The sequence below is a fragment of the Mesorhizobium sp. B264B1B genome, from assembly GCF_020165765.1.
Classification (GTDB): domain Bacteria; phylum Pseudomonadota; class Alphaproteobacteria; order Rhizobiales; family Rhizobiaceae; genus Mesorhizobium.
The window spans coordinates 49,214-75,148 of record NZ_JAIUIS010000006.1; the positions used below are offsets into that span (position 1 = coordinate 49,214).

Consider the following 25,935-nt stretch of genomic DNA (forward strand, 5'->3'; position numbering starts at 1 on the left):
ACAATAAAATTCAAGCCAGTCCTTGACCTTCCAGTTACTGGAAGGACTACCTCCGGCTCGAAGCAGTTCGATAGAGGCATTCGAAATGACGCATTCAGATCACGATCATCACGCGCATGGTGGTTGCTGCGCGGCAAAAGGTGCGGCCGTGGATGCGGGCGCCGTCACACGCGATCCGGTCTGCGGCATGACCGTCGATCCAGCCGCCGGCAAGCCGACATCGCAGCATGCTGGCCGTCTCTATCATTTCTGCAGCGAAAGCTGCCGTTCGAAATTCCGGGCCAAGCCGGAAACATACCTGACCGCCACCGACCCCGTCTGCGGCATGAGCGTGGACCGCGCCACGGCAAAGCATTTTCTGCGCCATGACGGCCAGGGCTTCTATTTCTGCTCCGCCGGCTGCAAGTCGAAATTCGAGGCGGCGCCGCAAACCTATCTCGGCGACCGGCAGGCGCCGGAAGCGATGCCGAAGGGCACGCAATACACTTGCCCGATGCATCCCGAGATCATCCGTGACAAGCCCGGCTCCTGCCCGATCTGCGGCATGGCTCTCGAGCCGATGGGCGTTCCGACCGGTGACGAGGGGCCAAATCCCGAACTGGTCGATTTCACCAGGCGGTTCTGGGTCAGTGCGGTGCTCTCGGTGCCCCTTCTCATCGTCGCCATGGCGCCGATGATCGGTCTGTCGTTCGAGAACCTGATCGAGGACCGGACAAAGGTCTGGATCGAGCTGGCGCTCGCAAGCCCGGTCGTGCTTTGGGCCGCATTTCCGTTCTTTCATCGCGGCTGGGACTCGATCCGCAACCGCAGCCCGAACATGTGGACGCTGATTTCGCTCGGCGTCGGTGCGGCCTATCTCTACAGCGTCGTCGCGACGCTGTTCCCGGACATTTTTCCGCATCAGTTCCGCGGCCATGGCGGGGCGGTGCCGGTCTATTTCGAGGCCGCAGCCGTCATCGTCGCGCTGGTCTTTCTCGGCCAGGTGCTGGAACTGCGCGCCCGCGAAAAGACCGGCTCGGCGATCCGCGCCCTGCTCGACCTTGCGCCCAAGACCGCCCGCCGCATAGGAGAGGACGGTTCCGAGAGCGATGTGCCGCTGGACAGCGTCAAGGCCGGCGAGCGCCTGCGCATCCGGCCCGGCGATGCCGTGCCGGTCGACGGTACCGTGCTCGAAGGCCGCTCTTCCATCGATGAATCGATGATCACGGGCGAACCGTTGCCGGTCGAGAAGGCCGAAGGGGATGCCCTCACCGGCGGCACGCTCAACAAGAATGGCTCGCTGATCATGCGCGCCGACCGCATCGGCGCCGAGACCACGCTCTCGCGCATCGTCGAGCTGGTCGCCAAGGCGCAGCGTTCGCGCGCCCCGATACAAGGCTTGGCCGACCGCGTTTCCTTCTACTTTGTCCCGGCTGTCGTTCTGGTCGCCATCGCCGCGTTCGCCGCCTGGGCGGTCTTCGGCCCAGAGCCCAGCCTGATCTTCGCGATCGTCTCGGCGGTCTCGGTGTTGATCATCGCCTGTCCCTGTGCACTCGGCCTCGCCACGCCGATGTCGATCATGACCGCTACCGGACGCGGGGCGCATGCCGGCGTGCTGATCAAGGAGGCCGCCGCGCTCGAACGCTTCGCTTCCGTCGATACGCTGATCGTCGACAAGACGGGGACACTGACCGAAGGCCGGCCGAAACTGACGGATGTCGTGGCCGCCGATGGGTTTTCGGAGGAGGAATTGCTGGGCCTCGCCGCGAGCCTGGAGAAGGGCTCGGAGCATCCCCTGGCCGAGGCTATTGTCGAAGGCGCCGCGACCCGCGGTGTAAGGGTCGCCGAAGCCAATGGCTTCGAGGCGGTCACCGGCAAGGGTGTTTCCGGTGCCGTTTCGGGCAGGAATGTCGCGCTCGGCAACGCCGCGATGATGCGTGATCTCGGTGTCGACGTGTCCACCGTTTCGGCCGTGGCCGAGGCGCTACAAGGCGATGGCAAGACGGCGATGTTCGTCGTCGTGGACAGGAAATTGGCCGGCATCGTCGCCGTCGCCGATCCGGTCAAGGCGACCACCGCCGAGGCGATCAAGGCCCTGCACGACAGCGGCTTAAGGATCATCATGGCGACCGGCGACAATGAGCGCACGGCAAACGCGATCGCCAGCAGTCTCGGCATCGACGAAGTCCGCGCCGGCCTGTTGCCGGAACAGAAGGGCGCGCTGGTCGAGGAATTGCGCGGCAAGGGCGCCGGCGTCGCCATGGCCGGCGACGGCGTCAACGACGCACCGGCCTTGGCCGCCGCCGATGTCGGTATCGCCATGGGCACCGGCGCCGATGTCGCCGTCGAAAGCGCCGGCATCACATTGGTCAAGGGCGACCTCAACGGCATCGTGCGTGCCCGCACACTGGCCCAGGCGACCATCCGCAATATCAGGCAGAACCTGTTCTTCGCCTTCCTCTACAATGTGCTTGGCGTGCCGGTTGCGGCCGGCGTGCTCTATCCGCTGACCGGCACGCTGTTGTCGCCGATGCTGGCGGCGGCGGCGATGAGCCTGTCCTCGGTTTCAGTGATCGCCAATGCGTTGCGGCTGAGGACATTGAAACTTTGAGCCGATCCCCCAAATACGAAACCCGATCAACAGGAGACCATCAATGACCTTGGCCAAAAAAATCGTGCTGCTGCTGATGGCGGCTGGAATGCTGGTTGCCGTCTTTCTCGAAAGCGTTCCCGCACAAAGCGAGGAGATGAAGCACGACATGGCCGGCATGGCGACGGGGGCGGAAGGCCCGTCGACCGCAGGCTACAAGGCGGCGATGAACAAGATGCACGCCGACATGATGGCCTCCAAATACACCGGCGATGCCGACGTCGATTTCGTCCGCGGCATGATCCCTCACCACCAGGGCGCCATCGACATGGCCAGGGTCGAACTCGCCAACGGCAAGGACCCCGAGATCCGCAAGCTGGCCGAGGCGGTCATCGCGGCGCAGGAAGCCGAGATCAAGCAGATGCAGGACTGGCTCGCCGCCCATCCGGTGAAGTAAGCTTTCGCGGCTCGGCGAGAACGCCTCTGAATTTCTCGTCCGGCCTGTGATGCGATCCCGTCTCAACTGGAGCCTGCCATGCCATCGAGCGTCAGAACCACCACGCTGCCCTGCGGCGAAGCCATCCCCGTTCTCGGCCAGGGCACCTGGAAAATGGGCGAGGATTCGCGCCGCCGCGCGGAGGAGGTGAATGCCCTCAAGCTTGGTCTCGATCTCGGCGTCAAGCTGATCGACACCGCCGAAATGTACGCCAGCGGCGGCGCCGAGGAGGTGGTGGCCGAAGCCATTGCCGGGCAGCGTGCCGAGGTCTTCCTGGTCTCGAAGGTGCTGCCGTCCAACGCCTCGCGCGCCGGCGTGCAGCGCGCCTGCGAAAACAGCCTGAAGCGCCTCGCCACCGACCGTATCGATCTTTATCTGCTGCATTGGCCGGGCAGCGTGCCCCTGGCCGAAACCGTCGAAGCTTTCGAGGCGCTGAAGAAAGCCGGCAAGATCCGCCACTGGGGCGTCAGCAATTTCGACACAGGGGAGATGGAAGAGCTGGTCGGCCTGCCCGACGGCGGCAACGTCCAGACCAACCAGGTGCTCTACAATCTGGTCCGGCGCGGCCTTGAGTTCGATCTGGCGCCCTGGAGCCGGAAACGCGGAATTCCTCTGATGGCCTATTCGCCGGTCGAGCAGGGCGCCTTGGCGCGCAACGCCAGTTTAGACGCGGTCGCAGCCCGCCATGGCGTGACACCGGCGCAAATCGCACTGGCCTGGGTGATGCACCAGGATGGCGTCATCGCCATTCCCAAGGCCAGCAGCCAGGACCATGTCCGCCAGAATGTCGCGACACTCGACATCGAGCTTACGCGCGAAGACCTCGCCGACCTCGACCGCGCCTTCCCGCCGCCGAGCCGCAAACGCGGGCTGGAGATGATCTGAGCGTTGTCGGTGAAGCTGCCAATCTCCCCCCTCGAGGGGGAGATGCCCGGCAGGGCAGAGGGGGGCGCTGTCCCGCCAACATATTAATTTTTACAACGACGGCTTCCGCGCTGGCATGCTCCGGCGGGCATCGTCAGGGGGCAAGTTAATCAAGGCCGGCACTCTACGAGGCCCCCCTCTGTCCTGCCGGACATCTCCCCCTCAAGGGGGGAGATTGGCGGTTTCGGCGATACCGCCGTGCCAGCAGGTTCAATTTACGTCCCCGCCAACCCCTTCAACCGATAAAGCGCTTCCAGCGCTTCCCTCGGCGTCATCTCATCGGGATTGATGTCACTGAGTGCGAAGCCCAGCGCGTCGCTCTTGACCGGCTTCTGCGCTTCCCGCTTCACCGCCACTGAAAACAGCGGCAGGTCGTCGACCAGCCGGTTGGTCTTGCCCGAAACCTCGCCTTCCTCGAGCTGGTGCAGCACTTCCTTGGCACGGTCCACCACCGCCTCCGGCAGGCCGGCCAGCCGCGCCACCTGGACGCCGTAGGAGCGGTCGGCCGCGCCCTTGCCGACCTCGTGCAGGAAGACGACGTCGTTCTCCCATTCCTTGACCCGCATGGTGACGTTGTGGAGCCGCGCCAGCTTGCCGGCAAGCGAGGTCATTTCGTGGAAATGCGTGGCGAAGATCGCCCGGCAGCGGTTCTTCTCGTGCAGATATTCCACCGCGGCCCAGGCGATCGACAGGCCGTCGAACGTGGCGGTGCCGCGGCCGATCTCGTCGAGGATTACCAGCGCCCGTTGGCCGGCCTGGTTGAGGATCGCCGCCGTCTCGACCATCTCGACCATGAAGGTCGATCGGCCGCGCGCCAGATCGTCCGAGGCGCCGACGCGGGAAAAGAGGCGGTCGACGACGCCGATATGGGCCGATGTCGCCGGGACGAAAGAGCCGGTCTGGGCCAGGATGGCGATCAGCGCGTTCTGCCGCAGGAATGTTGATTTACCCCCCATATTGGGGCCGGTCAGCAGCCAGATCGCGCCGTTCTTGGCGCTGCCCTCCGGCGACAGGTCGCAGTCATTGGCCACGAACGGCCCTTCGCCGGAGCGCCGCAGCGCCTGTTCGACCACGGGATGGCGCCCACCCGAAATCTCGAAGGCAAGGCTGGCATCGACCAGCGGCCGGCACCAGGCCTCGCTTTCCGACAAAAGCGCGAGCGCCGCCGACACGTCCAGCACGGCGAGCGCATCGGCCCCGGCGCGGATCTTCTCCGCTTCGCCGACCGCTTCCGCCGTCAGCGCGTCGAAGGCCGCAAGCTCGATGCTCAGCGCCCGGTCGGCGGCATTGGCGATCTTTGTTTCCAGCTCCGCCAGCTCCGTCGTGGTGAAGCGCATGGCGTTGGCCATGGTCTGGCGGTGGATGAAGCGCGCCTTGGCGCCGTCGCTGCCGGTCATCACCGCGTGGTGGTTGGCGGTCACCTCGATGTAGTAGCCGAGCACATTGTTGTGCCGGATCTTCAGGGACCGAATGCCGGTCTCCTCGATCAGCGAACGCTCCAGCCCGGCGATCACTTTTCGCGACTCGTCGCGCAGCGCCCGCATCTCGTCGAGCTCGGCGTTGTAGCCGCCTCGGATGAAGCCGCCGTCGCGCTTCAGCAGCGGCAGTTCCTCGCCAAGTGCCTGCGTCAGATGCCCGGCAAGCGCGTGCGGCAGCGCCCGGATGGCGGCGAGCGCCGCCGCCAATTCCTGGGGCAGGGCGGTCGCGGCAAATATCCCCGCGATGGTGCCGGCCGCCTCGAAGCCGGCGCGCAGCGCGCCGAGGTCGCGCGGGCCGCCGCGGTTGAGCGCCAGCCGCGACAACGCGCGCGGCATGTCGGCGACGCTCTTCAGGCTCGCCCGCACCGCCTGGCAAAGCCGCGTCTCGGAACGGAAGAACGACACCGAATCCAGCCGCGCGGCAATTGCCGCCGGATCGGTCAGCGGTGCCATCAGCCGGTCGGCGAGCAGCCTGGCGCCGCCGCCGGTCACCGTGCGGTCGATCGCCTTGAACAATGAGCCTTCACGGCTGCCCGACAGCGTGCGCAGCAGTTCCAGGTTGCCGCGCGTCGCCGGGTCGATGAACAGGGTCGAGCCGGCCTCCTCGCGCTCGGGGCGCGACAGCGGCGGCCGCTCGGCCTTCTGCGTCTTTTCGACATAGGCGATGGCGCCCGAGATCGCCGACAGCTCGGCACGGGAAAACGCACCAAAGCTGTCCGGTGTCGCCACCTCGAAGAAGCGGGCGATGCGCGCGGCCGCCGAGGCCGAATCGAACAGGCTCGGCGGCTGCGGGTTGGCGACGCGGCCGAGCATGTCGAATACCGGTCGCAATTCGGGATCGTGGAACACCGGATCGGCGACGATCAGCTCGCGCGGATCGACGCGGAAGATGTCGGCGAGCAGCCGGTCTGCGGTGGTGTCTGTGACCCGGAAAGCGCCGGTCGAAATGTCGATCCAGGCTAGGGCAAAGCTCCCCTGGTTCCCGGTCGCGCCGCCGCGCTCCCCGCCTCTTGCATCGCTGCTGCCCTTCACCCGTCCCAGCGCCATCAGGAAGCTCGATTCCGACGGCGCCAGCAATTTGTCCTCGGTGATGGTGCCAGGCGTCACCAGCCGCACCACATCGCGGCGCACCACCGATTTGGAGCCGCGCTTCTTGGCTTCGGCCGGATCCTCGATCTGCTCGCAGACGGCGACGCGGAAACCCTGCGCGATCAGTTTCTGCAGATAGTCGTCCGCCGCATGCACTGGCACGCCGCACATCGGGATGTCGTGTCCCTGATGCTTGCCGCGCTTGGTCAGCACGATGCCGAGCGCCCGGCTCGCCTTCTCCGCATCCTCGAAGAACAGCTCGTAGAAATCGCCCATCCGGTAGAACAGCAGCGAATCCGGGTTCGCCGCCTTGATCTCGATGAACTGCTCCATCATCGGCGTGACGCCGCCAGCGGCTGCCGGCGTGATCGCCTCGGGAGCGTCCGGTTCGTTTTGAATGTGCATGTTCATGCGCTCACGCTAGCAGATGTGGCGGCGGGGTTTAATGCCGGCCATTGGAAAAGCAGGGGAAGAACGGAGATCAACCACCATTGAACGCCATGCGTCCTTCCGACGCCAGTTCGGTAACGCTTGGCGGTTTACACGCGGCGGCGCGTAGTCTTAATTCGGAATCACACAAGGCACCCGCCTCAAGGAGGTGCCGCATGGCGAGGAAATCAAAAGCATCATGGCAAGGAAAACCGAAAACAGCGGTCCGTCCGTCAGCGCGCAGGAAGCGCTCGAATTCCACGCCATGGGGCGGCCCGGCAAGCTCGAGATCGTCGCCACCAAGCCGATGGCCACGCAGCGCGATTTGAGCCTCGCCTATTCGCCTGGCGTCGCCGTGCCGGTGCTGGCCATCGCGGAGGATCCCAGCCGTGCCTTCGACTACACGTCGCGCGGCAACATGGTCGCCGTCATCTCCAACGGCACCGCGATCCTGGGCTTGGGCAATCTCGGCGCGCTGGCCTCCAAGCCGGTCATGGAGGGAAAGGCGGTGCTGTTCAAGCGCTTCGCCGACGTCGATTCCATCGACCTCGAGGTCGACACCGAGGACGCCGACGAGTTCATCAACTGCGTGCGCTTCCTTGGGCCCTCCTTCGGCGGCATCAACCTGGAGGACATCAAGGCGCCGGAATGCTTCATCATCGAGCAGCGGTTGCGCGAGCTGATGGACATCCCGGTCTTCCACGACGACCAGCACGGCACCGCCATCATCTCGGCCGCCGGCCTGATCAACGCGCTGGAGATCACCGGCCGCGACATGAAGACCACCAGGATGGTCTGCAACGGCGCCGGTGCGGCCGGCATCGCCTGTATCGAGCTGATGAAGGCGATGGGCTTTGCGCCCGAAAACATCATCCTGTGCGACACCAAGGGCGTGGTCTTCCAGGGCCGCACCGAAGGCATGAACCAGTGGAAGTCGGCGCATGCGGTCAAGACCGATGCGCGGTCGCTGGCCGAGGCGCTGGACGGCGCCGACGTCTTCCTCGGCCTTTCCGCCAAGGGCGCGCTGACCACCGCCATGGTGCGTTCCATGGCCAAGAACCCGATCATCTTCGCCATGGCCAACCCCGATCCCGAGATCACGCCCGAGGAAGTGGCGGAGATCCGCACCGACGCCATCATGGCGACCGGGCGTTCGGATTATCCCAATCAGGTCAACAACGTGCTCGGCTTCCCCTATATTTTCCGCGGCGCGCTGGATGTGCGGGCCACCACCATCAATGACGACATGAAGATCGCCGCCGCGCGTGCGCTTGCCGACCTCGCACGCAAGGACGTGCCCGACGACGTCGCCGCAGCCTACCAGGGCAACCGGCCGAAATTCGGCCCCAACTACATCATCCCGGTGCCGTTCGATCCGCGCCTGATCTCGGCCATTCCGCTGGCCGTCGCCAGGGCGGCGATGGATTCTGGCGTCGCCCGCAAGCCGATCCTCGATCTCGACCGCTACGCGCAGGAGCTGTCGGCCCGCCGTGATCCGATCGCCTCGACCTTGCAGCGCATTTACGACCGTGTGCGCCGCCAGCCCAAGCGCATCGTCTTCGCCGAGGGCGAGGAGGAGCAAGTGATGCGCGCCGCCGTCTCCTATGTGAACCAGCGGCTCGGCACCGCCATCCTGCTCGGCCGCGACGACGTCATCAAGGAGAACGCCAGGCACGCCGGCATCGACCTCGACAAGCAGGGGCTGGAGATCATCAATGCTCGCCTGTCGCGCCGCAATTCGGTCTATACCGATTATCTCTACGAGCGCATGCAGCGCAAAGGCTTCCTGTTCCGCGACTGCCAGCGCCTGATCAACAACGACCGCAACCATTTCGCCGCCTGCATGGTGGCGCTGGGGGATGCCGACGGCATCGTCACCGGCGTCACCCGCAACTATTCCACCGCGCTCGACGATGTCAGGCGCGTCATCGACGCCAAGCCGGGCCATCGCGTCATCGGCGTGTCGATCGTTTTGGCGCGCGGCCGCACCGTGATCGTCGCCGACACCGCCGTGCACGACATGCCGAACGCCGAGCAGATCGCCGATATCGCGGAGGAAGCGGCAGGCTTTGCCCGCCGCATGGGCTATGAGCCGAGGCTCGCCATGCTCGCCTATTCCACCTTCGGCCATCCCCACGGCGAGCGCTCCGAGCGCATCCAGGAAGCCGTGCGCATCCTCGACAAGCGCCGCGTCGATTTCGAGTATGACGGCGAGATGGCCGCCGACGTCGCGCTCAACGCCCGTGCCATGGCGCAATACCCGTTCATGAGGCTGACCGGCCCGGCCAATGTGCTGATCATGCCGGCCTTCCACTCCGCCTCGATCTCCACCAAGATGCTGCAGGAGCTCGGCGGCTCGACGGTCATCGGCCCGCTGCTGGTCGGGCTGAACAAGCCGGTGCAGATCGTCTCGCTGAACGCCAAGGACAGCGATATCGTCAACATGGCGGCGATCGCGGCCTACACGGCGGGGACCTGAGGAAGGTCCGCGCGTCGGATGCGAAAGCTGCGGCGGATCTGGTCGCGCTTAATCCGCGGAAAACACCCGCGCCGCCTCGACGACCTCCTTGACCTGGTCTTGCCGCAGCAGGTCGATGGGAATGCGCTCGTCGAGCAGCGCCGAGGGGCGGGTCAGCCACAGCCATGCCAGCCTCGGATTGCCGATCAACGACAGCACGTCTCGAATGCCCGCCACCGGCCTGCCGTCCACGAACTGCGCCAGCGGGAAGACGTGCTTGCGGCCGCCCTTGCGCAAGGCGACCACCTCGCCCCGCCTTTGCCAGCGGTGCAGGGTCGAGCGGGCAATGCGCAGGTGTTCCTCCAGATAGGTCGAACCGGCGACCCGCCCGGCCCAGTCTTCGATCAGCATCGATTCGAGATCGTCGGACTGGGTGCGCGGAAGCGGGGAGGCGGGGCCGTCGAAACCCGCCGACGGATTTGTGGCGCCCGCGGTGCCGGCTTCGCTGCGGCGCGCGGCTTCCACGGCCAGCGCACGCACGAATTTCGACGCCAGCCCCGGAAGGTCGGCATGGATGGCATCGATGGCGCGCTGATGCTTCGGCGACAACAAGGTGAGGGCGGACGCTATGCTGCCGGCGATCTTGCCGACCGAGACCATGGTGGGTTTGTTGATGGCCTCGTCATAGTGGGCAAGCGCCCGCTCGACCTTCTCCGCGACCATGTCCGCGAAGTCGTCTTGTTTGGTTGTATGAAATCTGTTCATGCGTCTGTCTTCTGGCCGCGAGCGCTCCTCCCCGATCGCGGCCCGTTGCTGAATTTCTAATGTGGAAAGCGGAAATCGCGGCGGCAACAAATCCGGCCGCCCGACAGCTTGCTGTCTTGCATCTTGGCACCCCAACTGGCTGAGGGCGCCCAAATGTCAGTCAAGGACGCCCCGATTGCGTGTAGGTGCGATGTGTGACAGCCGCGCGACGGTGAAGCTGCCGATCTCCCCCTCGTGGGGGAGATGCCCGGCAGGGCAGAGGGGGGCGCGAAGGATCGCTAGGTTGCGGTGGTTCCCTTCCGCGTGCCCATACTCTTCGAACTGGCGCCCCGACATGACAGTACGCTCATGCCGTTCATTTCGGGCTTGGCGGCAGTGTAGAACCCTGGAGATGCCAGCGGGACAGCGCCCCCTCTGGCCTGCCGGCGATCTCCCCCACGAGGGGGGAGATCGGCAGCTTCACCGCCCCCCTACAGCAGCCCCGCCAGTTCGGCCTCGCGACGCAGATTCTGCCTTGGCCTCGGCCCGATCTGCTGGATCACCAGGCCGGCCGCCAGTGAGCCGAGATCGCCGCAGGTCTTGAGGTCGCGGCCTTGCGTGTAGCCATGCAGGAAACCGGCAGCGTAGAGATCGCCGGCGCCTGTCGTGTCGACCAGCTCCTTGATAGCGGTCGCCTGGATGACGACGGTCTCGTCGCCGCGCGCGATGACCGATCCTTTTTCCGAGCGCGTCACGGCGGCGACCTTGCAGTCCTTGCGGATCCGGGCCAGCGCCTCGTCGAAGGACGAGGTCTGGTAGAGCGACTTGATCTCGTGGCTGTTGGCGAAGACGATGTCCACGGTGCCCGAGCGCATCAGCTCGAGGAACTCGTCGCGGTAGCGGTCGACGCAGAACGAATCCGACAAGGTCATCGACACTTCGCGGCCCGCCGCGTGCGCCAGCTTGGCCGTCTGCCGGATCGCCTCCTTGGCGCGCGGCGGATCCCACAGATAGCCCTCGAAATAGGTAACCTTGGCGCCCGACGCCTTGTCGGCCTCGACATCCTCCGGCCCGAGCTCGACGCAGGCGCCGAGATAGGTGTTCATCGAGCGCTCGCCGTCGGGGGTGACGAAGATCATCGAGCGCGCCGTCGGCGGCTCGCCCTGAAGCGGCTTGGTGTCGAAGGCGACGCCCTGGGCATGGATGTCATGCGCATAGATCTCACCGAGCGCGTCGTTGGAGACCTTGCCGAAGAAGGCGGCGCGGCCGCCGAAGGAGGCAACGCCGGCCGCCGTGTTGCCCGCGCTGCCGCCGGACGCCTCGATCGCCGGGCCCATGCGGCTGTAGAGCAGTTCGGCGCGGTGCGTGTCGATGAGGTTCATCGCGCCCTTGATGATGCCATTGGTCTCCAGGAATTCCTCTTCGCACTGGGCGATGATGTCGACAATCGCGTTGCCGATGCAAAGCACGTCATAGTCCGGCATCAATGTCTCCGCCAAAATCCGCGCCGGCTTCTTGCCATGCCGGCCGGGCGCGGGTCTAGCGATTTGCAACCGGTTTGCCTAGGCCATGTTCATATCGCCTGACGCCTAGGCGCTACGACAATTCGGTCGTGGCCGAAGCATTTTACCGCGGCTTTGCCTAAAAAGGGCCGTTCGATCCCGGTCCGAAGGCGGCAAGCCCATGCCTGCAAGAAACGACATGAACACCGATCTGGCGCTGCTCGCCCTCCTGGCGGTGCTTTGGGGCGCCTCCTATACGTTCATCAAGATCGGCGTCGAGACGATCCCGCCGGTGACGTTCATCGCCGCCCGCACCTTGATCGCGGGCGCGATCCTGCTGGCCATCATCCGCTGGCGCGGGCTCGCCATGCCGGGCGATGCAGCGAGCTGGCGTCGTTTCGCCTTCCAGGCGTGCCTCAACAGCGTCATCCCGTTCACCCTGATCGCCGCCGCCGAGCGCTCGGTGGATGCCGGCCTCGCCACCATCCTCAACGCGACGTCGCCTATCTTCACCTTCCTTCTGACGGCGCTCATCACCCGCCACGAACCGGTGACGCTGCGCAAACTGATCGGCGTCGGCGCCGGCATTGCCGGCATCTGCCTCATCGTGGGCACACAGGCGCTGGGCGGCCTCGGCCATGAACTCTGGGCGCAGCTTGCCATCGTCCTTGCAACAGTCTGCTATGCGGGGGCGGCGATCTTCGGCCGAGGCTTCAAGGGCCTCGATCCGATGCTGCCCGCCGCCGGCTCGATGCTTTGCGGCGCCGTTATCCTGGTGCCGCTCAGCCTTGCGGTCGACCAGCCCTGGACGCTCGCGCCGTCGACGGCGTCGATCCTGGCCTTGCTCGGCCTGTCGGTGTTTTCGACCGCGCTGGCCTTCGTCATCTATTTCCGCCTGATCCACACGCTGGGCTCGGTCGGCACGACGTCGCAAGCCTATCTACGCGTGCCGATCGGCGTCGGCATCGGCGCCGTCTTCCTCGGCGAAAGCCTGGGTTCGACGGCCTGGCTCGGCATGGCCTTCGTCGTCGCCGGTGTCGCGGCCATGACCATTCCCACCCGCAAGCCGGCGCTCGCACAATAGGCAGACAGGGCAATCGCCTCAGACCAAATGGCTCCGATTGTCGAGGTAGCGCCGCCCCTCATCCGCCTGCCGGCGTTCGTCACTCGAAAAGCCAAGCAGTTGGCTTTTCGTCCGCTTCGCGGACCGCTCCTCCAACTCCCCGTAAGTGACGGGGAGAAGGGCGCTGTCATCACTGATTTCGCCAATCACCACGTTGCGATGGAGGCACCGGGGTTGCCGCCAGCTCCTCTCTCCCCGTTCTACGGGGAGAGATGTCCGGCAGGACAGTGAGGGGCGGCGCCGGCGCTCGCAAGAGGGGTGATGCGGAGAGTTCGAAACCTGAAACGACCGCCTTGACCCACGGCAGGCAATAGAGCTTGTGACCGGCGAACCTGCTGCCTATCCTCCCAGGGGCAATCCGTCGAAGCGAGGAAGCACCGTGATCTCCAGCGCCGCCCGCGCCGCCGCCGGCCAGTTGTTCTCGCCCGAATTGCGCGCCGTCTTCCTCAAGACGTTAGGCCTGACTGTGCTTGCTCTGGTCGGCCTGTGGTTCGGGCTGACCAGCCTCGTCGAGTGGCTGGCGCTGCCATGGCTGCACACACTCTTTCCCGGCCTGCCGTCCTGGGCCGGTTGGCTGGGCGGCATCATCGCGGCCATCGCGCTTGCCTTCGGCATGGCGCTGCTCGTCGCGCCGGTCACGGCTGTCGTCGCCGGGCTGTTCCTCGACGATGTCGCCGAAGTGGTGGAGCGTACCGACTATCCCGGCGATCCGCCCGGCCGCGCCATGCCGGCGCTGCGCTCGCTGGTGTTGGCGATAAAGTTCTTCGGCGTCGTCGTTTTGGGCAACATCGTTGCCCTGCTGCTCCTGCTGGTGCCGGGCATCAACATCGCCGCCTTTTTCATCGTCAACGGCTACCTGCTTGGGCGCGAGTTCTTCGAATTCGCCGCTATGCGCTTCCGTCCGGAAGAAGAGGCCAGGGCCTTGCGCCGGCACCATGCCGGGACGGTCTTTCTCGCCGGCCTGGTGATAGCGGCCTTCCTTGCCGTGCCGGTGCTCAACCTGGCGACGCCGCTCTTCGCCGCAGCCATGATGGTGCATCTGCACAAGGCGATCTCGGCCCGGCCCGATCGGGGGAGCAAGCCGTCCCGTTGATGCGCCAGTCCCTACCGCAGCAGAAAGCCGCGCCCCAGTTCGTCGTCGGGCTCGACGATGAATTCCGCCCGGCCGCAATAGTAGGCGCGGCCGCCGACGCGGGCGATGATCGCTTCATGCGGTCCGGCTTTCGCCGTCCGCGCCACCGCGCCGGAAAAGCGCGAGCCGGCGATGCTCTCGAAAGTGCGTGTCTGGCCTGTTGCGATCTCGCCCTTGGCATGCATCGCCGCCAGCCGGGCGGTGACGCCGGAGCCGGTCGGCGACCGGTCGACCTGCGCCTCGGCGAAGACGCAGACGTTTTTCGTCGGCTCACCCGAAAACGTATCCCGCCCGTCCGTCAAAATGGTGCCGTAGAGAAAGGCGAGGTCGGCATGGTCGGGGTGCGACAGGTGGAATTCCTGCTTCAGCCTTTCGGACAGCGCCGTCGCCGCATCGACGAAATCGCGCACCCGATCGCGGCCGAATTCCAATCCGAACTGGTGACAGTCGGCCAGGGCATAGAAGGCGCCGCCATAGGCGATGTCGAAGCCGATCGCGCCGTAGCCGGGCAGTTCGATCTTGCGGTCGCGTGCGAACAAGAAAGCCGGCACGCTTTCGAACGACACAGCACCTGCCTTGCCGTCGCGCACCTCGACCGAGGCAATCACCATGCCGCAGGGCGCCTCGATGTTGACCATCGTCACCGGTTCCTGCTTGGCCACCAGCCCTTCGTCCACGGCATAGCGGCCGAGCGCGACGATGGCGTGGCCGCACATGGTCGAATAGCCCTCATTGTGCATGAACAGCACGGCAAGGTCGGCGCCCGGCAAATCGGGCTCGACCAGCAGCGCGCCGTACATGTCGTAATGGCCGCGCGGCTCGAACATCAGGATTTTCCGGAGATGATCGAGATGGTCGCGCACATGGGCGCGCTTTTCCAGGATCGTGCCCTTCGGGATATCGGGGTAACCCCCGGTGACGATCCTCAGCGGCTCGCCGCCGGTGTGCATGTCGACGACGGTCAGCGTCATGTGTTCGGCCCGCTTATCCCGATTTGCCAAACAGCGCCTGCAACTTGCCGAAGGGCATGGCGGCGCGGGCGAAGCCGAACGTGCCGTCCTGCTGGATCTCGCGCGCCGCCGTTTCCAGCATGCCATAGGCGAAGTTGGTGAGCCACGGCCCAAGCGAAACGCGCTTTGCCCCGGCCGCGGTCAGATCGGCAATGGTGAAGTCGGGCCTTGCCATGACGTTGACCGGCTTGCTCACGGCCGAGCAGACCGTGCGCACCATCTCGACGTCGCCGATGCCCGGCGCGTAGAGCACGTCGGCGCCCGCCTTCTCGAATGCCTGCAGCCGCTTGATCGTGTCGTCGAGGTCGGACTTGCCCCAGAGGAAGTTCTCCGCCCGCGCGGTGAAGACGAAATCGCGTTTCAGCGCGCGGGCCGCTTCCGCCGCCGCCGCGACGCGCTCCACCGCGTGCGAAAAATCATAGATCGGCTTGTTCGGGTCGCCGGTGTGGTCCTCGATCGAGCAGCCGGCAAGGCCGGCGGCTTCAGCCGCGAAGATGGTTTCGGCGGCCTGCTCGGCGCTGTCGCCCTTGCCGCGTTCGAGGTCGGCCGAAACCGGCAGCTCGGTTGCCGCCGTCACCTCGCGGCAATGATGGATCATCTGGTCGAAGGTCACCGCGCCGTCCGGCAGGCCGCGCGAGAAGGCGAAACCGGCGCTGGTCGTCGCCAGCGCCTTGAAACCGAAGGATCCAAGCAGCTTCGTCGTGCCGACGTCCCAAGGGTTGGGCATGACGAAGGTCGAGGCATGCAGGTCGCGAAAGATCTTGCCCTTGTTCATGGAAGTTCCCCCATCGTGTTGAGTGCGATGGCGCGGATTTTAGCTTGCCCGCCTTGCCCGGGCAAACGAATGCGGTTGGCTCAGAAGCGTTTCGCGTTCTCTGCTGACAATTCGTCCGGCGCGTCCCTGCAACCCCGTCAAAACCGGCGCCGATCAGTGGATCGGCACCAGTCCGGCCAGTGTGCGCATGTCGTCGAACAGGATGCCGCCGGCTCGCATCAAGCCGTCACGGTCGCTGTAGGGATCGCCATGATAGGAAAATACCCGCATGCCGGCGGCGATGCCGGCCTGCGTGCCGGCGACGCTGTCCTCGATGACGATGCAGTCGGCAGGCGCAAAGCCCATCGTCTTGGCCGCATGCAGGAAGAGGTCCGGAAACGGCTTGCCGCGCGCGACCATGGTCGAGGAAAACATCGCATGTTCGAACAGCGGCAGCAGGCCGGTCTGGCCAAGCGTGATGTGCATTTTCGACACCCTGGCCGAGGTGGCGACGCAATAGGCGATGCCGGCCGCGCGGACAGCCTCGACGAACTCCCGGACATAGGGAATCGCCTCGACCCCATGGGCGAACAGGTCCGGCAGCCCTGCATTCCAGCGCTCGACGAAGTCTGCGCCGAGCCTGACGCTGGTCTCTTCTTCGATCTGCTTCTGCACTGAGACCATGCTGCGGCCGGAGAAGTTCTTGCGGCAATATTCAAAGCTGGTGGGATACCCGGCTTCGCTCAGCCATTCGGCGAGACGCCGGTTGGCCAGGTTCTCGGTATCGACCAGAATCCCGTCGCAGTCGAAGATGACAAGTTTCGGTATGTTCATCAGGCCGTGCCGGTCGAGCCGAACCCGCCCGAACCGCGCGCCGTGCCGCCGGCCAGGTCGCGCTCTTCGACGCCCGCCTGCGTCACCGCGGCGAACACCATCTGGGCGATGCGCATGCCGCGCGTCACCGCAAAATCCTCGTCGCCGAGATTGACCAGCAGCACTTTCACCTCGCCGCGATAGTCGCTGTCGATCGTGCCCGGCGTGTTGAGGACGGTCAGCCCGTGTTTGAAGGCAAGGCCGGAGCGCGGCCGCACCTGGCCTTCCATGCCTTCGGGAATTTCCAGGATCAGTCCGGTCGGCACCAGCGCACGTTTTCCCGGTAGGATCAGCAGCGGCCGATCGTCGGGCACCGCCGCGCGCAGGTCCATGCCGGCGGCGCCGGTGCTTTCATAGGCAGGGAGGGGGAGTCCTTCCGCATGCGGCAACCTTACGAAGCCGACGGTCGGGCCGATGACGGAGGAATTTTGGATGGCTGCGCGCATAAAATCGATCCTATCGGCGCGATTGCCGAGTCGGTCAATTCGCCCGCAATCCTATCAACGGCTTTCTTTCGGGCATCACTATGGCCGGAGCCAACCCTTAGCGCACTTCCATCGGCACCACCGTGGTCTCCTTGATCTCCTCCATCACGAAGGACGCCGAAACGTCCGACAGCGCCACCTTGGCGATCAGCCGCTGGTAGAGCCGGTCATACGCCTTCACGTCGGCGACGCGGGCGCGCAAGACATAGTCGAGGTCGCCGGACATGCGGTAGACTCCCGTGATCTCGGAAAACCCGGTCACCGCCGCCCGGAATTTCTGCAACCACTCGGGATCATGATTTGAGGTCCGAACCAGGATGAACACGGAGAGGCCGAGCCCGAGCTTCTCGGCATCGACCAACGCCACCCGGCCGGTGATGACGCCATCCTCCTCCAGCCGCTTGACGCGCCGCCAGCAGGCGTTGCGCGACAAGGCTACCCGTTCGGACAGCTGATCGACCGACAACGTGCCGTCGCGTTGCAATTCGGCGAGCAATTTCCGATCGATTTCGTCGATTTCGATGGCCATGTGGGATGTTTGTCCCACGAACAAGCAAAATACAAGGACATTTTGAGACCGATGAACCGACGAACCGTGCCAGGATACCCCATATCAGGAACTTTAAGCGCTGAAGGGGAAGCAGCATGTCGGTCGCAAGGATTTTCACCTCCCATCCGGCCAAGGTCGGCGAAACCTATTTCGGTCACATGGCCTTTGCCGCCTGGTTTTCCTCGCGCCTGCTGACGGCCGCCGGGGCCGCCCTCGTTCACGCTTTCTTGCCATTTCTGTTCGAGACTACCGCCAGCCGAATCGTCCGCGAACTTTACGAGCGGACGCACAACAGAGGTTCGCACGCGGTCAAGGAGCCCAAGGCCCTTCCGGACCACGCCTAGGAACGGAAGAAGCGATGTGCCGGTGGGCGGCCTATCTCGGTGAAGCGGTCTTCCTCGAAGACATCCTCACGGCGCCCTGCCACTCGCTGATCGCCCAGAGCCATTGCGCCGAGGAAGCCAAGTCGCCGACCAATGGCGATGGTTTCGGCCTTGCCTGGTATGGCGACCGGTCCGAGCCCGGCCTCTACCGCGACATCCTGCCGGCCTGGTCCGATCCCAATCTGAAGAGCTTGTGCCGACAGATCAAATCCGGATTGTTTCTCGCCCATGTGCGCGCCTCGACCGGCGGCGCCACCAGCCGCATGAATTGCCATCCCTTCATCTCGGGCCCTTGGTCGTTCATGCACAACGGCCAGATCGGCGGCTTCGAGAAGATCCGCCGCGCGCTGGAAAATTCGCTGTCCGACGCCGTCTTCGACCAGCGCGAGGGCACCACCGATTCCGAGCTGTTTTTTCTCCTGATGATCGACGAAGGGTTGGCCGCCGATCCGAAAGGCGCCGTCGCCCGTGCCACCAGCCGCGTGCTGGAGGCTTCGCGGCGTGCCGGCATCAAGCCGGCGCTGAAGCTGACGGCCGCCCTTTCCGACGGGCAGGCGCTCCACGCGGTCCGCTACGCCACGGACGACCACGCGCCCACCCTCTATACCGCCGCCAAGGGCGGCGGCCGCTGCATCGTCTCCGAACCCTTCGACCGTGAAGGCGGCGACTGGCAGGCGATCCCGCCATCGAGCTTCGTCACCATGACCAGGGATGGCGTGAATATTCAGCCGTTTGCGCCGGCCCCGGCGAAGCTGGCGCTGGCCGGGTAGCCTCCTCGCGGCGCGAATTGCCGTAGAGAGCCGTCCACCAAGCTATTGAGCGAATCGATCCAACCCATAGGGCGCCAGCAATGGATCACGCTCGCCGTCGAGGATTTCGCGCGCCGCGAACAAGCCGACCGCCGGCGCCAGCGTGATGCCGGAATGCGTGACCGCGATGTAGAGGCCGTCCATGCCCTCGGCGCGGCCGATGATCGGGAAGCCGTCGATCGGCGTCGGCCGGTAACCGACCGTATGGAAATCGAGTTCCAGGCCATCGCCGCCGCGCAGCATGGCTTGCACCGCCGCAAACAGCTCGCGCGCCGTCGCCGCCGCATCCATCCCCGGGTCGGCACCGCCAAAATCAGACCCGGCGATGATGCGGCCTTGCGCCGTCTGGCGCATGTGCAGCCGCTCGGCCAGCACCAGACCGTTGAGCAATTTTCTGTAAGGTCGCGAATAGACGATCAGGCCGGGCGGCATTTCGATCGGTAGCCTTATGCCGGCCGTCGCGGCAATCTCCGGCGAGCCGACGCCGGCCGCGATCACCACCTCGTCGGCTGCAAACAGCCCATGCGACGTGTCCACGCCCGTCGTCCTGCCGCCGGTTTGGACCAACGCCGTAACCGTGCTGGAGACGAAGCGCGCACCGCGCCGTTCGGCGTCGGCCAGCAGCGCGTTCGTCGCTGCGACCGGCTCGGCGACACCCTCCTCGGCGACATGTAAGGCAAAGTCGGGAAGCCCGGCGAGATTGGGCTCGATGCCGACCGCGCCGGCGCGGTCGACCCGCCTGATGCCATAACCCCAGGACGAATGCTCCGCCGCATAGGCCTCCAATTTGTCCGCCGGCAAGTCCCAGCACAGCCCGCCGCACCAGGCGAGCGGAAGGCCGGGCAGGTCCTGCGCCAGCCGCGACCATTCCGCCATGGAGCGGATGCGCAGCCAGAAATACGATTCCGGATTGCCCCAGCTGGCATTGATCCAGGCAAACGAGTTCGGCGTCGCCACGCCGCCGGCAGCGCTGTCGGCAATGACCGTCACCTGCGCGCCCGCCTTGGCCAGGTGCCAGGCGATCGAGGCGCCGATGATGCCGGCGCCGATGACGATCACTTTCTTGCTCATGCAGGATCTCCATCGAACAGGTCTTCTGATGCCATCGCGTCGTCCCTATCTCAAGAGCCGGCGGACCAATCCGGGCAAATCTGTTCGACAGGCCGGGAAAGCGCTGCTAGAAGCCCGCGCCACAGACAGGATTCCATAAATTGGCTGAAGACATCGAACAGGCGGTATCGCGCCGCCGTACTTTCGCGATCATCGCCCACCCGGACGCCGGCAAGACGACGCTCACCGAAAAGCTGCTGCTCTTCGGTGGCGCCATCCAGCTTGCCGGCGAGGTCAAGGCCAAGAAGGACCGCATCCAGACCCGGTCGGACTGGATGAAGATCGAGCGCGAACGCGGCATTTCGGTCGTCACCTCGGTGATGACGTTCGAGTATGAGGACAACGTCTTCAATCTGCTCGACACGCCCGGCCACGAGGATTTCGCCGACGACACCTACCGCACGCTGTCGGCGGTCGACTCGGCGGTCATGGTCATTGACGCCGCCAAGGGCATCGAACCGCGCACGCTGAAGCTGTTCGAGGTCTGCCGGCTGCGCGACATCCCGATCATCACCTTCGTCAACAAGATGGACCGCGAGAGCCGCGATCCCTTCGAGATACTGGACGAAATCGAGCAGAAGCTGGCGCTCGATACCGCGCCCATCACCTGGCCGATCGGCCGCGGCAGGACGTTTTCGGGCACTTACCACCTGGCGCTGAACGCCGTGCGCAAGGGCGATGACGAGAAGGAACGCACTCCGGTCAACGGTCCCGATTCCAACCGCGTCGCCGGCCTGTTGCCGGAAAACGAGCGCGAGGCCTTCATCGAGGAGCTGGAACTCGCGCGCGAAGCCTGCCGTCCGCTCGACATCGACGCCTTTCGCGAGGGCCATCTGACGCCGGTCTATTTCGGCTCGGCGCTGCGCAATTACGGCGTGCGCGACCTGATCGAGGCGCTCGGCGCTTTCGGGCCGCCGCCGCGCGCGCAGGATGCCGACACCCGGATGGTGGAGGCGACCGAGGAGAAGATGACCTCCTTCGTTTTCAAGATCCAGGCCAACATGGATCCCAACCACCGCGACCGCATCGCCTTCGTGCGCGTCTGCTCGGGCAAGCTCGAGCGCGGCATGAAGGCCAAGCTGGTGCGCACCGGCAAGCCGATGAGCCTGTCTGCGCCGCAATTCTTCTTCGCCCGCACCCGCGTCACCGCCGACGAGGCCTTTGCCGGCGACGTCGTCGGCATCCCCAACCACGGCACGCTGCGCATCGGCGACACGCTGACCGAGGGCGAGGAAATCCTGTTCCGCGGCGTGCCGAACTTCGCCCCGGAAATCCTGCGTCGTGTGCGCCTCGGCGATGCGATGAAGGCCAAGAAGCTGAAGGAGGCGCTGCACCAGATGGCCGAGGAGGGCGTCGTGCAGCTGTTTTCGCCCGAGGACGGCTCGCCGGCCATCGTCGGCGTCGTCGGTGCGCTGCAGCTCGACGTGCTGAAGGAGCGGCTGAACTTCGAATACACGCTGCCGGTCGAATTCGAGATGTCGCGTTTTTCAGTCTGCCGCTGGATCTCGGCTGACGACAAGACGGAAGTGCAACGCTTCATCGAAGCCCATCGCGGCGACATTGCCCGCGATCTCGATAACGACCCGGTGTTCCTCGCCCAGCACGCCTTCTCGCTGAATTACGAGGCCGAGCGCTGGAAGGCGATCCGCTTCGCCACGATCAAGGACTACCAGGTCCGCGACAAGGCGGCTTGAGGCGCGGTCTTCCCTTCTCCCCGCTCACGGGGAGAAGGTGCCCGAAGGGCGGATGAGGGGCAGCGCCGGCCTCAAAAATCAATGGACAGCCCTGCCCTTCGCAGGCTCAGGGCGTTCGAAGCTCGGAAAGCCCAGCAATTGGCTTTCCGTCCGCTACGCGGACCACTTCTCACCCCTTCGCCGCCTCTTCGATCTTGGCGATGTCGATCTTGCCCATCTTCATCATCGCACTCATCACCCGGCCGGCCTTTTCCCGGTCCGGATCCTGGAGCAGGCGCGGCAGCTGTTCCGGCACGACTTGCCAGGAGACGCCGAACTTGTCCTTCAGCCAGCTGCACGGGCCGGGCTCGCCGCCCTCGGTGAGCCTCTCCCAGAAATAGTCGACCTCTTCCTGCGTCTTGCAGTCGATCGACTGCGACATCGCCTCGTTGAACTTGAATTGCGGTCCGCCGTTGAGCGCCTGGAACGGCACGCCGTCGAGCTCGAACGTGGTCAGCAGCACTTTGCCTTCATCGGCGTGGCCCTTGGGCCAACGCATGACGCTCAGCACCTTCGAATTCTTGAAGATGGAGACATAGTGGTTCATCGCCTCTTCGGCCTGTCCATCGAACCACAGGCAGGTGGTGATCTTTTGCATGTCGTGCTCCTCGGTTGCTTCTTGCTGCTACAATGGAACGGCTGTCTGAGAAAATGGTCCCACTCCCTTGCCGTTGATCCAAGGACGGGCGCCCGGTAGGCGATCCGACACGGAAGGCCATCTTTTTTCGCAAACTCTGAATTTTTCTGGAGAATCTGGCGCATTGCAAAAATGTGGCCAGACAATAATTGCCGGTCTATAACGCCTGCGATCCATATTCAGGGCCGCGACGCTCCGCATCGGGCGCAGCCAGCCAGCTAAGGAAAGTTCATGCCTGCCTATCGCTCCCGCACCACCACCCATGGCCGCAACATGGCCGGCGCCCGCGGCCTCTGGCGCGCCACCGGCATGAAGGACAGCGATTTCGGCAAGCCGATCATCGCGGTGGTCAACTCCTTTACCCAGTTCGTGCCGGGCCACGTCCACCTGAAGGATCTCGGCCAGCTGGTCGCGCGCGAGATCGAGAAGGCCGGCGGCGTCGCCAAGGAATTCAACACCATCGCCGTCGATGACGGCATCGCCATGGGCCATGACGGCATGCTCTATTCGCTGCCGTCGCGCGAGCTGATCGCCGATTCCGTCGAGTACATGGTCAACGCCCACTGCGCCGACGCCATGGTCTGTATCTCCAATTGCGACAAGATCACGCCCGGCATGCTGATGGCCTCGCTGCGCCTCAACATCCCGACCGTCTTCGTCTCCGGCGGGCCGATGGAAGCGGGCAAGGTGGTGCTCGCCGGAAAGGCGCAGGCGCTCGACCTGGTCGACGCCATGGTCGCCGCCGCCGACGACAAGATCTCCGACGAGGACGTCAAGGTCATCGAGCGCTCCGCCTGCCCGACCTGCGGTTCCTGCTCGGGCATGTTCACCGCCAATTCGATGAACTGCCTGACCGAAGCGCTCGGCCTGTCGCTGCCGGGCAACGGTTCGACACTAGCGACGCACGCCGACCGCAAGCGGCTGTTCGTCGAGGCCGGACACTTGATCGTCGATCTCGCCCAACGCTATTACGAGCAGGACGACGAGACGGCGCTGCCGCGCAGCATCGCTTCAAAGGGCGCGTTCGAGAACGCCATGACGCTCGACATCGCGATGGGTGGCTCGACCAACACCGTGCTGCACATCCTGGCCGCGGCGCATGAGGGTGAGGTCGACTTCACCATGGAGGATATCGACCGGCTGTCGCGGCGGGTGCCCGTGCTGTGCAAGGTGGCGCCGGCCAAGTCCGACGTGCACATGGAGGACGTCCACCGCGCCGGCGGCATCATGGCGATCCTCGGCCAGCTCGACCAAGCCGGACTGATCAACCGCGACCTGCCGACCGTGCACACATCAAGCCTCGGCGAGGCGCTCGATCATTGGGATATTTCGCGCACCTCAAGCCAGAACGTGCGAGATTTCTTCCTCGCCGCGCCCGGCGGCGTGCCGACGCAGGTCGCCTTCAGCCAGGACCGCCGCTGGGACGAGCTCGATCTGGACCGCGAGACGGGCGTTATCCGCTCGGCGAAGACACCTTTTTCCAAAGACGGCGGCCTTGCCGTGCTCAAGGGCAACCTGGCGCTCGACGGCTGCATCGTGAAGACGGCCGGCGTCGACGAGTCGATCCTGAAATTCACCGGCCCGGCGCGGGTGTTCGAAAGCCAGGATGCCTCGGTCAAGGCGATCCTGTCGAATGAGATCAAGGCCGGCGACGTCGTCGTCATCCGCTATGAAGGACCGCGCGGCGGCCCCGGCATGCAGGAAATGCTCTATCCGACCAGCTATTTGAAATCGAAGGGCTTGGGCAAGGCTTGCGCGCTGATCACCGACGGGCGCTTCTCCGGCGGCACGTCGGGGCTCTCGATCGGCCATGTCTCGCCGGAAGCCGCCGAAGGCGGCACGATCGGGCTGGTGCGGGAAGGCGACACGATTGAGATCGACATCCCCAACCGCTCGATCCGCCTCGCCGTGAGCGATGAGGAGCTCGCCAGCCGCCGGGCGGCGATGGCGGCCAAGGGTGCCCTGGCCTGGAAGCCCGAAGAAAAACGCAAGCGCAAGGTGACGACCGCATTGCGCGCCTACGCCGCCTTCGCCACCAGCGCCGACAAGGGTGCGGTGAGGCACGTTCCGGAATAGCGCTCGAATCGGCCAGGTTCGTGCTGCCCCTCATTGTCCTGCCGGACATTTCTCCCCGTAAGTGACGGGGAGAAAGGGCTATAACCAAAGATTTCGCCAATTGTAGACGTTGCAAAAATGGCGGCGAGGTCGCAGCATCTCCCTTCTCCCCGTCTCTATACGGGGAGAAGGTGCCGGCAGGCGGATGAGGGGCGGCGCCACGTGGCAAGATTTTTCGCCCGCCGCGATCACGGCGGCAGCCGACAGGTGCTGATTCTTCGGGGACGACACAGATGGATTTCGACCTTATCGTTCGCGGCGGCACATTGCCTGACGGCAGGGTTGCCGACATCGGCATCGTCGGCGAGACGATCGCGACGATCGAGCCGAAGCTCGATGGCAACGCCGGCACGACGATTGACGCGCGGGGCAATCTGGTCTCTGCGCCGTTCGTCGACCCGCACTTCCATATGGATGCGACGCTTTCCTACGGCATTCCGCGGATAAACGCCTCGGGCACGCTGCTTGAAGGCATTGCTCTGTGGAGCGAACTGAAGCCGCTTCTGACGCATGAAGCGGTGCGCCATCGCGCGCTCGCCTATTGCGACTGGGCGGTGTCGATGGGATTGCTCGCCATCCGCACCCATGTCGACGTTTGCGACGACAGGCTGCTGGCGGTCGAGGCGCTGCTCGATGTCAAGAAGACGGTGGCGCCCTATATCGACCTGCAATTGGTCGCCTTTCCGCAGGATGGGCTCTACCGCTCGCCCGGTGCACGGGAAAACACCATCCGCGCGCTGGATCTGGGTGTCGATATCGTCGGCGGCATTCCGCATTTCGAGCGCACCATGGCCGACGGCACCCGCTCGGTGACCGAGCTTTGCGAGATCGCGGCAAAACGCGGCCTGATGGTCGACCTGCATTGCGACGAGACCGACGACCCGCTGTCGCGTCACATCGAGCAACTGGCCTATGAGACGCAGCGTCTCGGCCTTCAGGGCAAGGTGGCCGGCTCGCATCTTACTTCGATGCATTCCATGGACAATTACTACGTCTCGAAACTCCTGCCGCTGATCGCCGAGGCGGGCGTCTCCGTCATCCCCAATCCTTTGATCAACATCATGCTGCAGGGGCGCCACGACACGTTTCCCAAGCGCCGCGGCATGACGCGGGTCAAGGAGATGCTGGCGCTGGGCATCCGCGTCGGCTGGGGCCAGGATTGCGTGCTCGATCCCTGGTATTCGCTGGGCACCGCCGACATGCTCGACGTCGCCTTCATGGGGCTTCACGTCGCCCAGATGTCGAGCCCTGCCGACATGGCGCGCTGTTTCGACATGGTCACCAACGTCAATGCCGCCATCATGGGGCTCGATCATCTAGGCCTCGCCGTCGGCAAGCGCGCCAGCCTGGTCGTCCTCGACGCTGGCAATCCGGTCGAGGCCATTCGCCTGCGCCCTGAACGCATTTGCGTCATCGCCAGGGGCAAAGTGGTGGCGGAACGAACCAGGCAGGACACCCGGCTTGCCATCCCCGGCAGGCCGGCACTGGTGAACCGGCGGCACACATCGTCCTAGACCCAGCCGATTCCCGGC

Annotated in this window: 21 protein-coding genes; 11 read left to right on the forward strand and 10 right to left on the reverse strand. The window is 65.1% G+C overall.

Features of this window, described 5'->3' with window-relative positions:
* Window positions 1–85 precede the first annotated feature (85 nt).
* The 3 genes from LB547_RS14025 (at window position 86) to LB547_RS14035 (ending at window position 3,950) form a co-directional block, all read left to right on the forward strand.
* On the forward strand, window positions 86–2,590 hold the full coding sequence (locus LB547_RS14025; RefSeq protein WP_140759347.1) for a heavy metal translocating P-type ATPase: 2,505 nt from the start codon (window positions 86–88) through the stop codon (window positions 2,588–2,590).
* Between the two features lie 43 nt (window positions 2,591–2,633).
* A complete protein-coding gene (locus LB547_RS14030; protein WP_140523609.1) occupies window positions 2,634–3,026 on the forward strand; it encodes a DUF305 domain-containing protein in 393 nt (130 codons plus the stop codon).
* Window positions 3,027–3,104: 78 nt separating this feature from the next.
* Window positions 3,105–3,950, forward strand: a complete 846-nt coding sequence (locus LB547_RS14035; protein ID WP_140512968.1) for an aldo/keto reductase — start codon at window positions 3,105–3,107, stop codon at window positions 3,948–3,950.
* 254 nt (window positions 3,951–4,204) lie between these two features.
* Here LB547_RS14035 and mutS read toward each other — a convergent pair whose 3' ends face one another.
* On the reverse strand, window positions 4,205–6,967 hold the full coding sequence (gene mutS / locus LB547_RS14040; RefSeq protein ID WP_140523612.1) for a DNA mismatch repair protein MutS: 2,763 nt from the start codon (window positions 6,965–6,967) through the stop codon (window positions 4,205–4,207).
* Window positions 6,968–7,184: 217 nt separating this feature from the next.
* On the opposite strand from mutS, the gene LB547_RS14045 reads away from it, so the two are divergent.
* Window positions 7,185–9,464 carry an NADP-dependent malic enzyme gene (locus LB547_RS14045; protein WP_140497115.1) on the forward strand — a complete coding sequence of 760 codons (2,280 nt, stop codon included), beginning with the start codon at window positions 7,185–7,187 and terminating at the stop codon, window positions 9,462–9,464.
* A 48-nt stretch (window positions 9,465–9,512) separates the two neighbouring features.
* Here the strand turns inward: LB547_RS14045 and LB547_RS14050 are convergent, their stop codons facing one another.
* Together LB547_RS14050 and LB547_RS14055 are read right to left on the reverse strand one after the other, a co-directional pair.
* Window positions 9,513–10,208, reverse strand: a complete 696-nt coding sequence (locus LB547_RS14050; protein ID WP_140759349.1) for a hypothetical protein — start codon at window positions 10,206–10,208, stop codon at window positions 9,513–9,515.
* 470 nt (window positions 10,209–10,678) lie between these two features.
* The gene (locus tag LB547_RS14055) at window positions 10,679–11,671 is read right to left on the reverse strand and encodes an adenosine kinase (RefSeq protein ID WP_140523618.1); all 993 of its coding nucleotides are present in this window, start codon (window positions 11,669–11,671) and stop codon (window positions 10,679–10,681) included.
* A 199-nt stretch (window positions 11,672–11,870) separates the two neighbouring features.
* Here LB547_RS14055 and LB547_RS14060 point away from each other — a divergent pair, with 199 nt between their 5' ends.
* Together LB547_RS14060 and LB547_RS14065 are read left to right on the forward strand one after the other, a co-directional pair.
* Window positions 11,871–12,773, forward strand: coding sequence for a DMT family transporter (locus tag LB547_RS14060; RefSeq protein ID WP_140497107.1), 903 nt, complete (start codon window positions 11,871–11,873; stop codon window positions 12,771–12,773).
* Window positions 12,774–13,191: 418 nt separating this feature from the next.
* Complete coding sequence (locus tag LB547_RS14065) at window positions 13,192–13,905, forward strand: sulfate transporter family protein (protein WP_140497105.1); 714 nt, start codon at window positions 13,192–13,194, stop codon at window positions 13,903–13,905.
* A gap of 11 nt (window positions 13,906–13,916) precedes the next feature.
* On the opposite strand, the gene LB547_RS14070 is transcribed toward LB547_RS14065, so the two are convergent.
* From LB547_RS14070 to LB547_RS14090, 5 genes are all read right to left on the reverse strand, one after another.
* Window positions 13,917–14,915: a proline racemase family protein gene (locus LB547_RS14070; RefSeq protein WP_140759351.1), complete on the reverse strand. Its 999-nt coding sequence runs from the start codon at window positions 14,913–14,915 to the stop codon at window positions 13,917–13,919.
* Between the two features lie 13 nt (window positions 14,916–14,928).
* Window positions 14,929–15,729, reverse strand: coding sequence for an isocitrate lyase/PEP mutase family protein (locus tag LB547_RS14075; protein WP_140759353.1), 801 nt, complete (start codon window positions 15,727–15,729; stop codon window positions 14,929–14,931).
* A 153-nt stretch (window positions 15,730–15,882) separates the two neighbouring features.
* A complete protein-coding gene (locus LB547_RS14080) occupies window positions 15,883–16,542 on the reverse strand; it encodes an HAD family hydrolase (RefSeq protein WP_181167621.1) in 660 nt (219 codons plus the stop codon).
* Entirely contained in the window at window positions 16,542–17,027 is a 486-nt protein-coding gene (gene dut / locus LB547_RS14085; RefSeq protein WP_140759355.1) for a dUTP diphosphatase, read from the reverse strand. Before dut ends, LB547_RS14080 begins: the two co-directional genes overlap by 1 nt.
* Before the next feature lie 97 nt (window positions 17,028–17,124).
* The gene (locus LB547_RS14090; protein ID WP_140497095.1) at window positions 17,125–17,595 is read right to left on the reverse strand and encodes an Lrp/AsnC family transcriptional regulator; all 471 of its coding nucleotides are present in this window, start codon (window positions 17,593–17,595) and stop codon (window positions 17,125–17,127) included.
* A gap of 116 nt (window positions 17,596–17,711) precedes the next feature.
* Between LB547_RS14090 and LB547_RS14095 the strand changes: the two genes are divergently transcribed.
* Together LB547_RS14095 and LB547_RS14100 are read left to right on the forward strand one after the other, a co-directional pair.
* Complete coding sequence (locus LB547_RS14095) at window positions 17,712–17,960, forward strand: DUF6356 family protein (RefSeq protein ID WP_140523640.1); 249 nt, start codon at window positions 17,712–17,714, stop codon at window positions 17,958–17,960.
* Between the two features lie 14 nt (window positions 17,961–17,974).
* A complete protein-coding gene (locus LB547_RS14100) occupies window positions 17,975–18,769 on the forward strand; it encodes a class II glutamine amidotransferase (RefSeq protein WP_140759357.1) in 795 nt (264 codons plus the stop codon).
* 42 nt (window positions 18,770–18,811) lie between these two features.
* Here LB547_RS14100 and LB547_RS14105 read toward each other — a convergent pair whose 3' ends face one another.
* The gene (locus LB547_RS14105) at window positions 18,812–19,879 is read right to left on the reverse strand and encodes an NAD(P)/FAD-dependent oxidoreductase (RefSeq protein ID WP_140624874.1); all 1,068 of its coding nucleotides are present in this window, start codon (window positions 19,877–19,879) and stop codon (window positions 18,812–18,814) included.
* A gap of 140 nt (window positions 19,880–20,019) precedes the next feature.
* Between LB547_RS14105 and LB547_RS14110 the strand changes: the two genes are divergently transcribed.
* Window positions 20,020–21,612: a peptide chain release factor 3 gene (locus LB547_RS14110; RefSeq protein WP_140550224.1), complete on the forward strand. Its 1,593-nt coding sequence runs from the start codon at window positions 20,020–20,022 to the stop codon at window positions 21,610–21,612.
* 169 nt (window positions 21,613–21,781) lie between these two features.
* Here the strand turns inward: LB547_RS14110 and LB547_RS14115 are convergent, their stop codons facing one another.
* Window positions 21,782–22,249, reverse strand: a complete 468-nt coding sequence (locus LB547_RS14115) for a VOC family protein (RefSeq protein ID WP_140497085.1) — start codon at window positions 22,247–22,249, stop codon at window positions 21,782–21,784.
* A gap of 270 nt (window positions 22,250–22,519) precedes the next feature.
* On the opposite strand from LB547_RS14115, the gene ilvD reads away from it, so the two are divergent.
* Together ilvD and LB547_RS14125 are read left to right on the forward strand one after the other, a co-directional pair.
* On the forward strand, window positions 22,520–24,364 hold the full coding sequence (gene ilvD / locus LB547_RS14120; protein WP_140559734.1) for a dihydroxy-acid dehydratase: 1,845 nt from the start codon (window positions 22,520–22,522) through the stop codon (window positions 24,362–24,364).
* 272 nt (window positions 24,365–24,636) lie between these two features.
* On the forward strand, window positions 24,637–25,917 hold the full coding sequence (locus LB547_RS14125; protein WP_140559733.1) for an amidohydrolase family protein: 1,281 nt from the start codon (window positions 24,637–24,639) through the stop codon (window positions 25,915–25,917).
* The last annotated feature ends 18 nt before the right edge of the window (window positions 25,918–25,935 follow it).

Bases quoted from the DNA above. Each gene is read 5' to 3' on its own strand.
- LB547_RS14025 (WP_140759347.1), top strand. From the start codon at position 86: ATGACGCATTCAGATCACGATCATCACGCGCATGGTGGTTGCTGCGCG.
- LB547_RS14030 (WP_140523609.1), top strand. From the start codon at position 2,634: ATGACCTTGGCCAAAAAAATCGTGCTGCTGCTGATGGCGGCTGGAATG.
- LB547_RS14035 (WP_140512968.1), top strand. From the start codon at position 3,105: ATGCCATCGAGCGTCAGAACCACCACGCTGCCCTGCGGCGAAGCCATC.
- mutS (WP_140523612.1), bottom strand. From the start codon at position 6,967: ATGAACATGCACATTCAAAACGAACCGGACGCTCCCGAGGCGATCACG.
- LB547_RS14045 (WP_140497115.1), top strand. From the start codon at position 7,185: ATGGCAAGGAAAACCGAAAACAGCGGTCCGTCCGTCAGCGCGCAGGAA.
- LB547_RS14050 (WP_140759349.1), bottom strand. From the start codon at position 10,208: ATGAACAGATTTCATACAACCAAACAAGACGACTTCGCGGACATGGTC.
- LB547_RS14055 (WP_140523618.1), bottom strand. From the start codon at position 11,671: ATGCCGGACTATGACGTGCTTTGCATCGGCAACGCGATTGTCGACATC.
- LB547_RS14060 (WP_140497107.1), top strand. From the start codon at position 11,871: ATGCCTGCAAGAAACGACATGAACACCGATCTGGCGCTGCTCGCCCTC.
- LB547_RS14070 (WP_140759351.1), bottom strand. From the start codon at position 14,915: ATGACGCTGACCGTCGTCGACATGCACACCGGCGGCGAGCCGCTGAGG.
- LB547_RS14075 (WP_140759353.1), bottom strand. From the start codon at position 15,729: ATGAACAAGGGCAAGATCTTTCGCGACCTGCATGCCTCGACCTTCGTC.
- LB547_RS14080 (WP_181167621.1), bottom strand. From the start codon at position 16,542: ATGAACATACCGAAACTTGTCATCTTCGACTGCGACGGGATTCTGGTC.
- dut (WP_140759355.1), bottom strand. From the start codon at position 17,027: ATGCGCGCAGCCATCCAAAATTCCTCCGTCATCGGCCCGACCGTCGGC.
- LB547_RS14090 (WP_140497095.1), bottom strand. From the start codon at position 17,595: ATGGCCATCGAAATCGACGAAATCGATCGGAAATTGCTCGCCGAATTG.
- LB547_RS14095 (WP_140523640.1), top strand. From the start codon at position 17,712: ATGTCGGTCGCAAGGATTTTCACCTCCCATCCGGCCAAGGTCGGCGAA.
- LB547_RS14100 (WP_140759357.1), top strand. From the start codon at position 17,975: ATGTGCCGGTGGGCGGCCTATCTCGGTGAAGCGGTCTTCCTCGAAGAC.
- LB547_RS14105 (WP_140624874.1), bottom strand. From the start codon at position 19,879: ATGAGCAAGAAAGTGATCGTCATCGGCGCCGGCATCATCGGCGCCTCG.
- LB547_RS14115 (WP_140497085.1), bottom strand. From the start codon at position 22,249: ATGCAAAAGATCACCACCTGCCTGTGGTTCGATGGACAGGCCGAAGAG.
- ilvD (WP_140559734.1), top strand. From the start codon at position 22,520: ATGCCTGCCTATCGCTCCCGCACCACCACCCATGGCCGCAACATGGCC.
- LB547_RS14125 (WP_140559733.1), top strand. From the start codon at position 24,637: ATGGATTTCGACCTTATCGTTCGCGGCGGCACATTGCCTGACGGCAGG.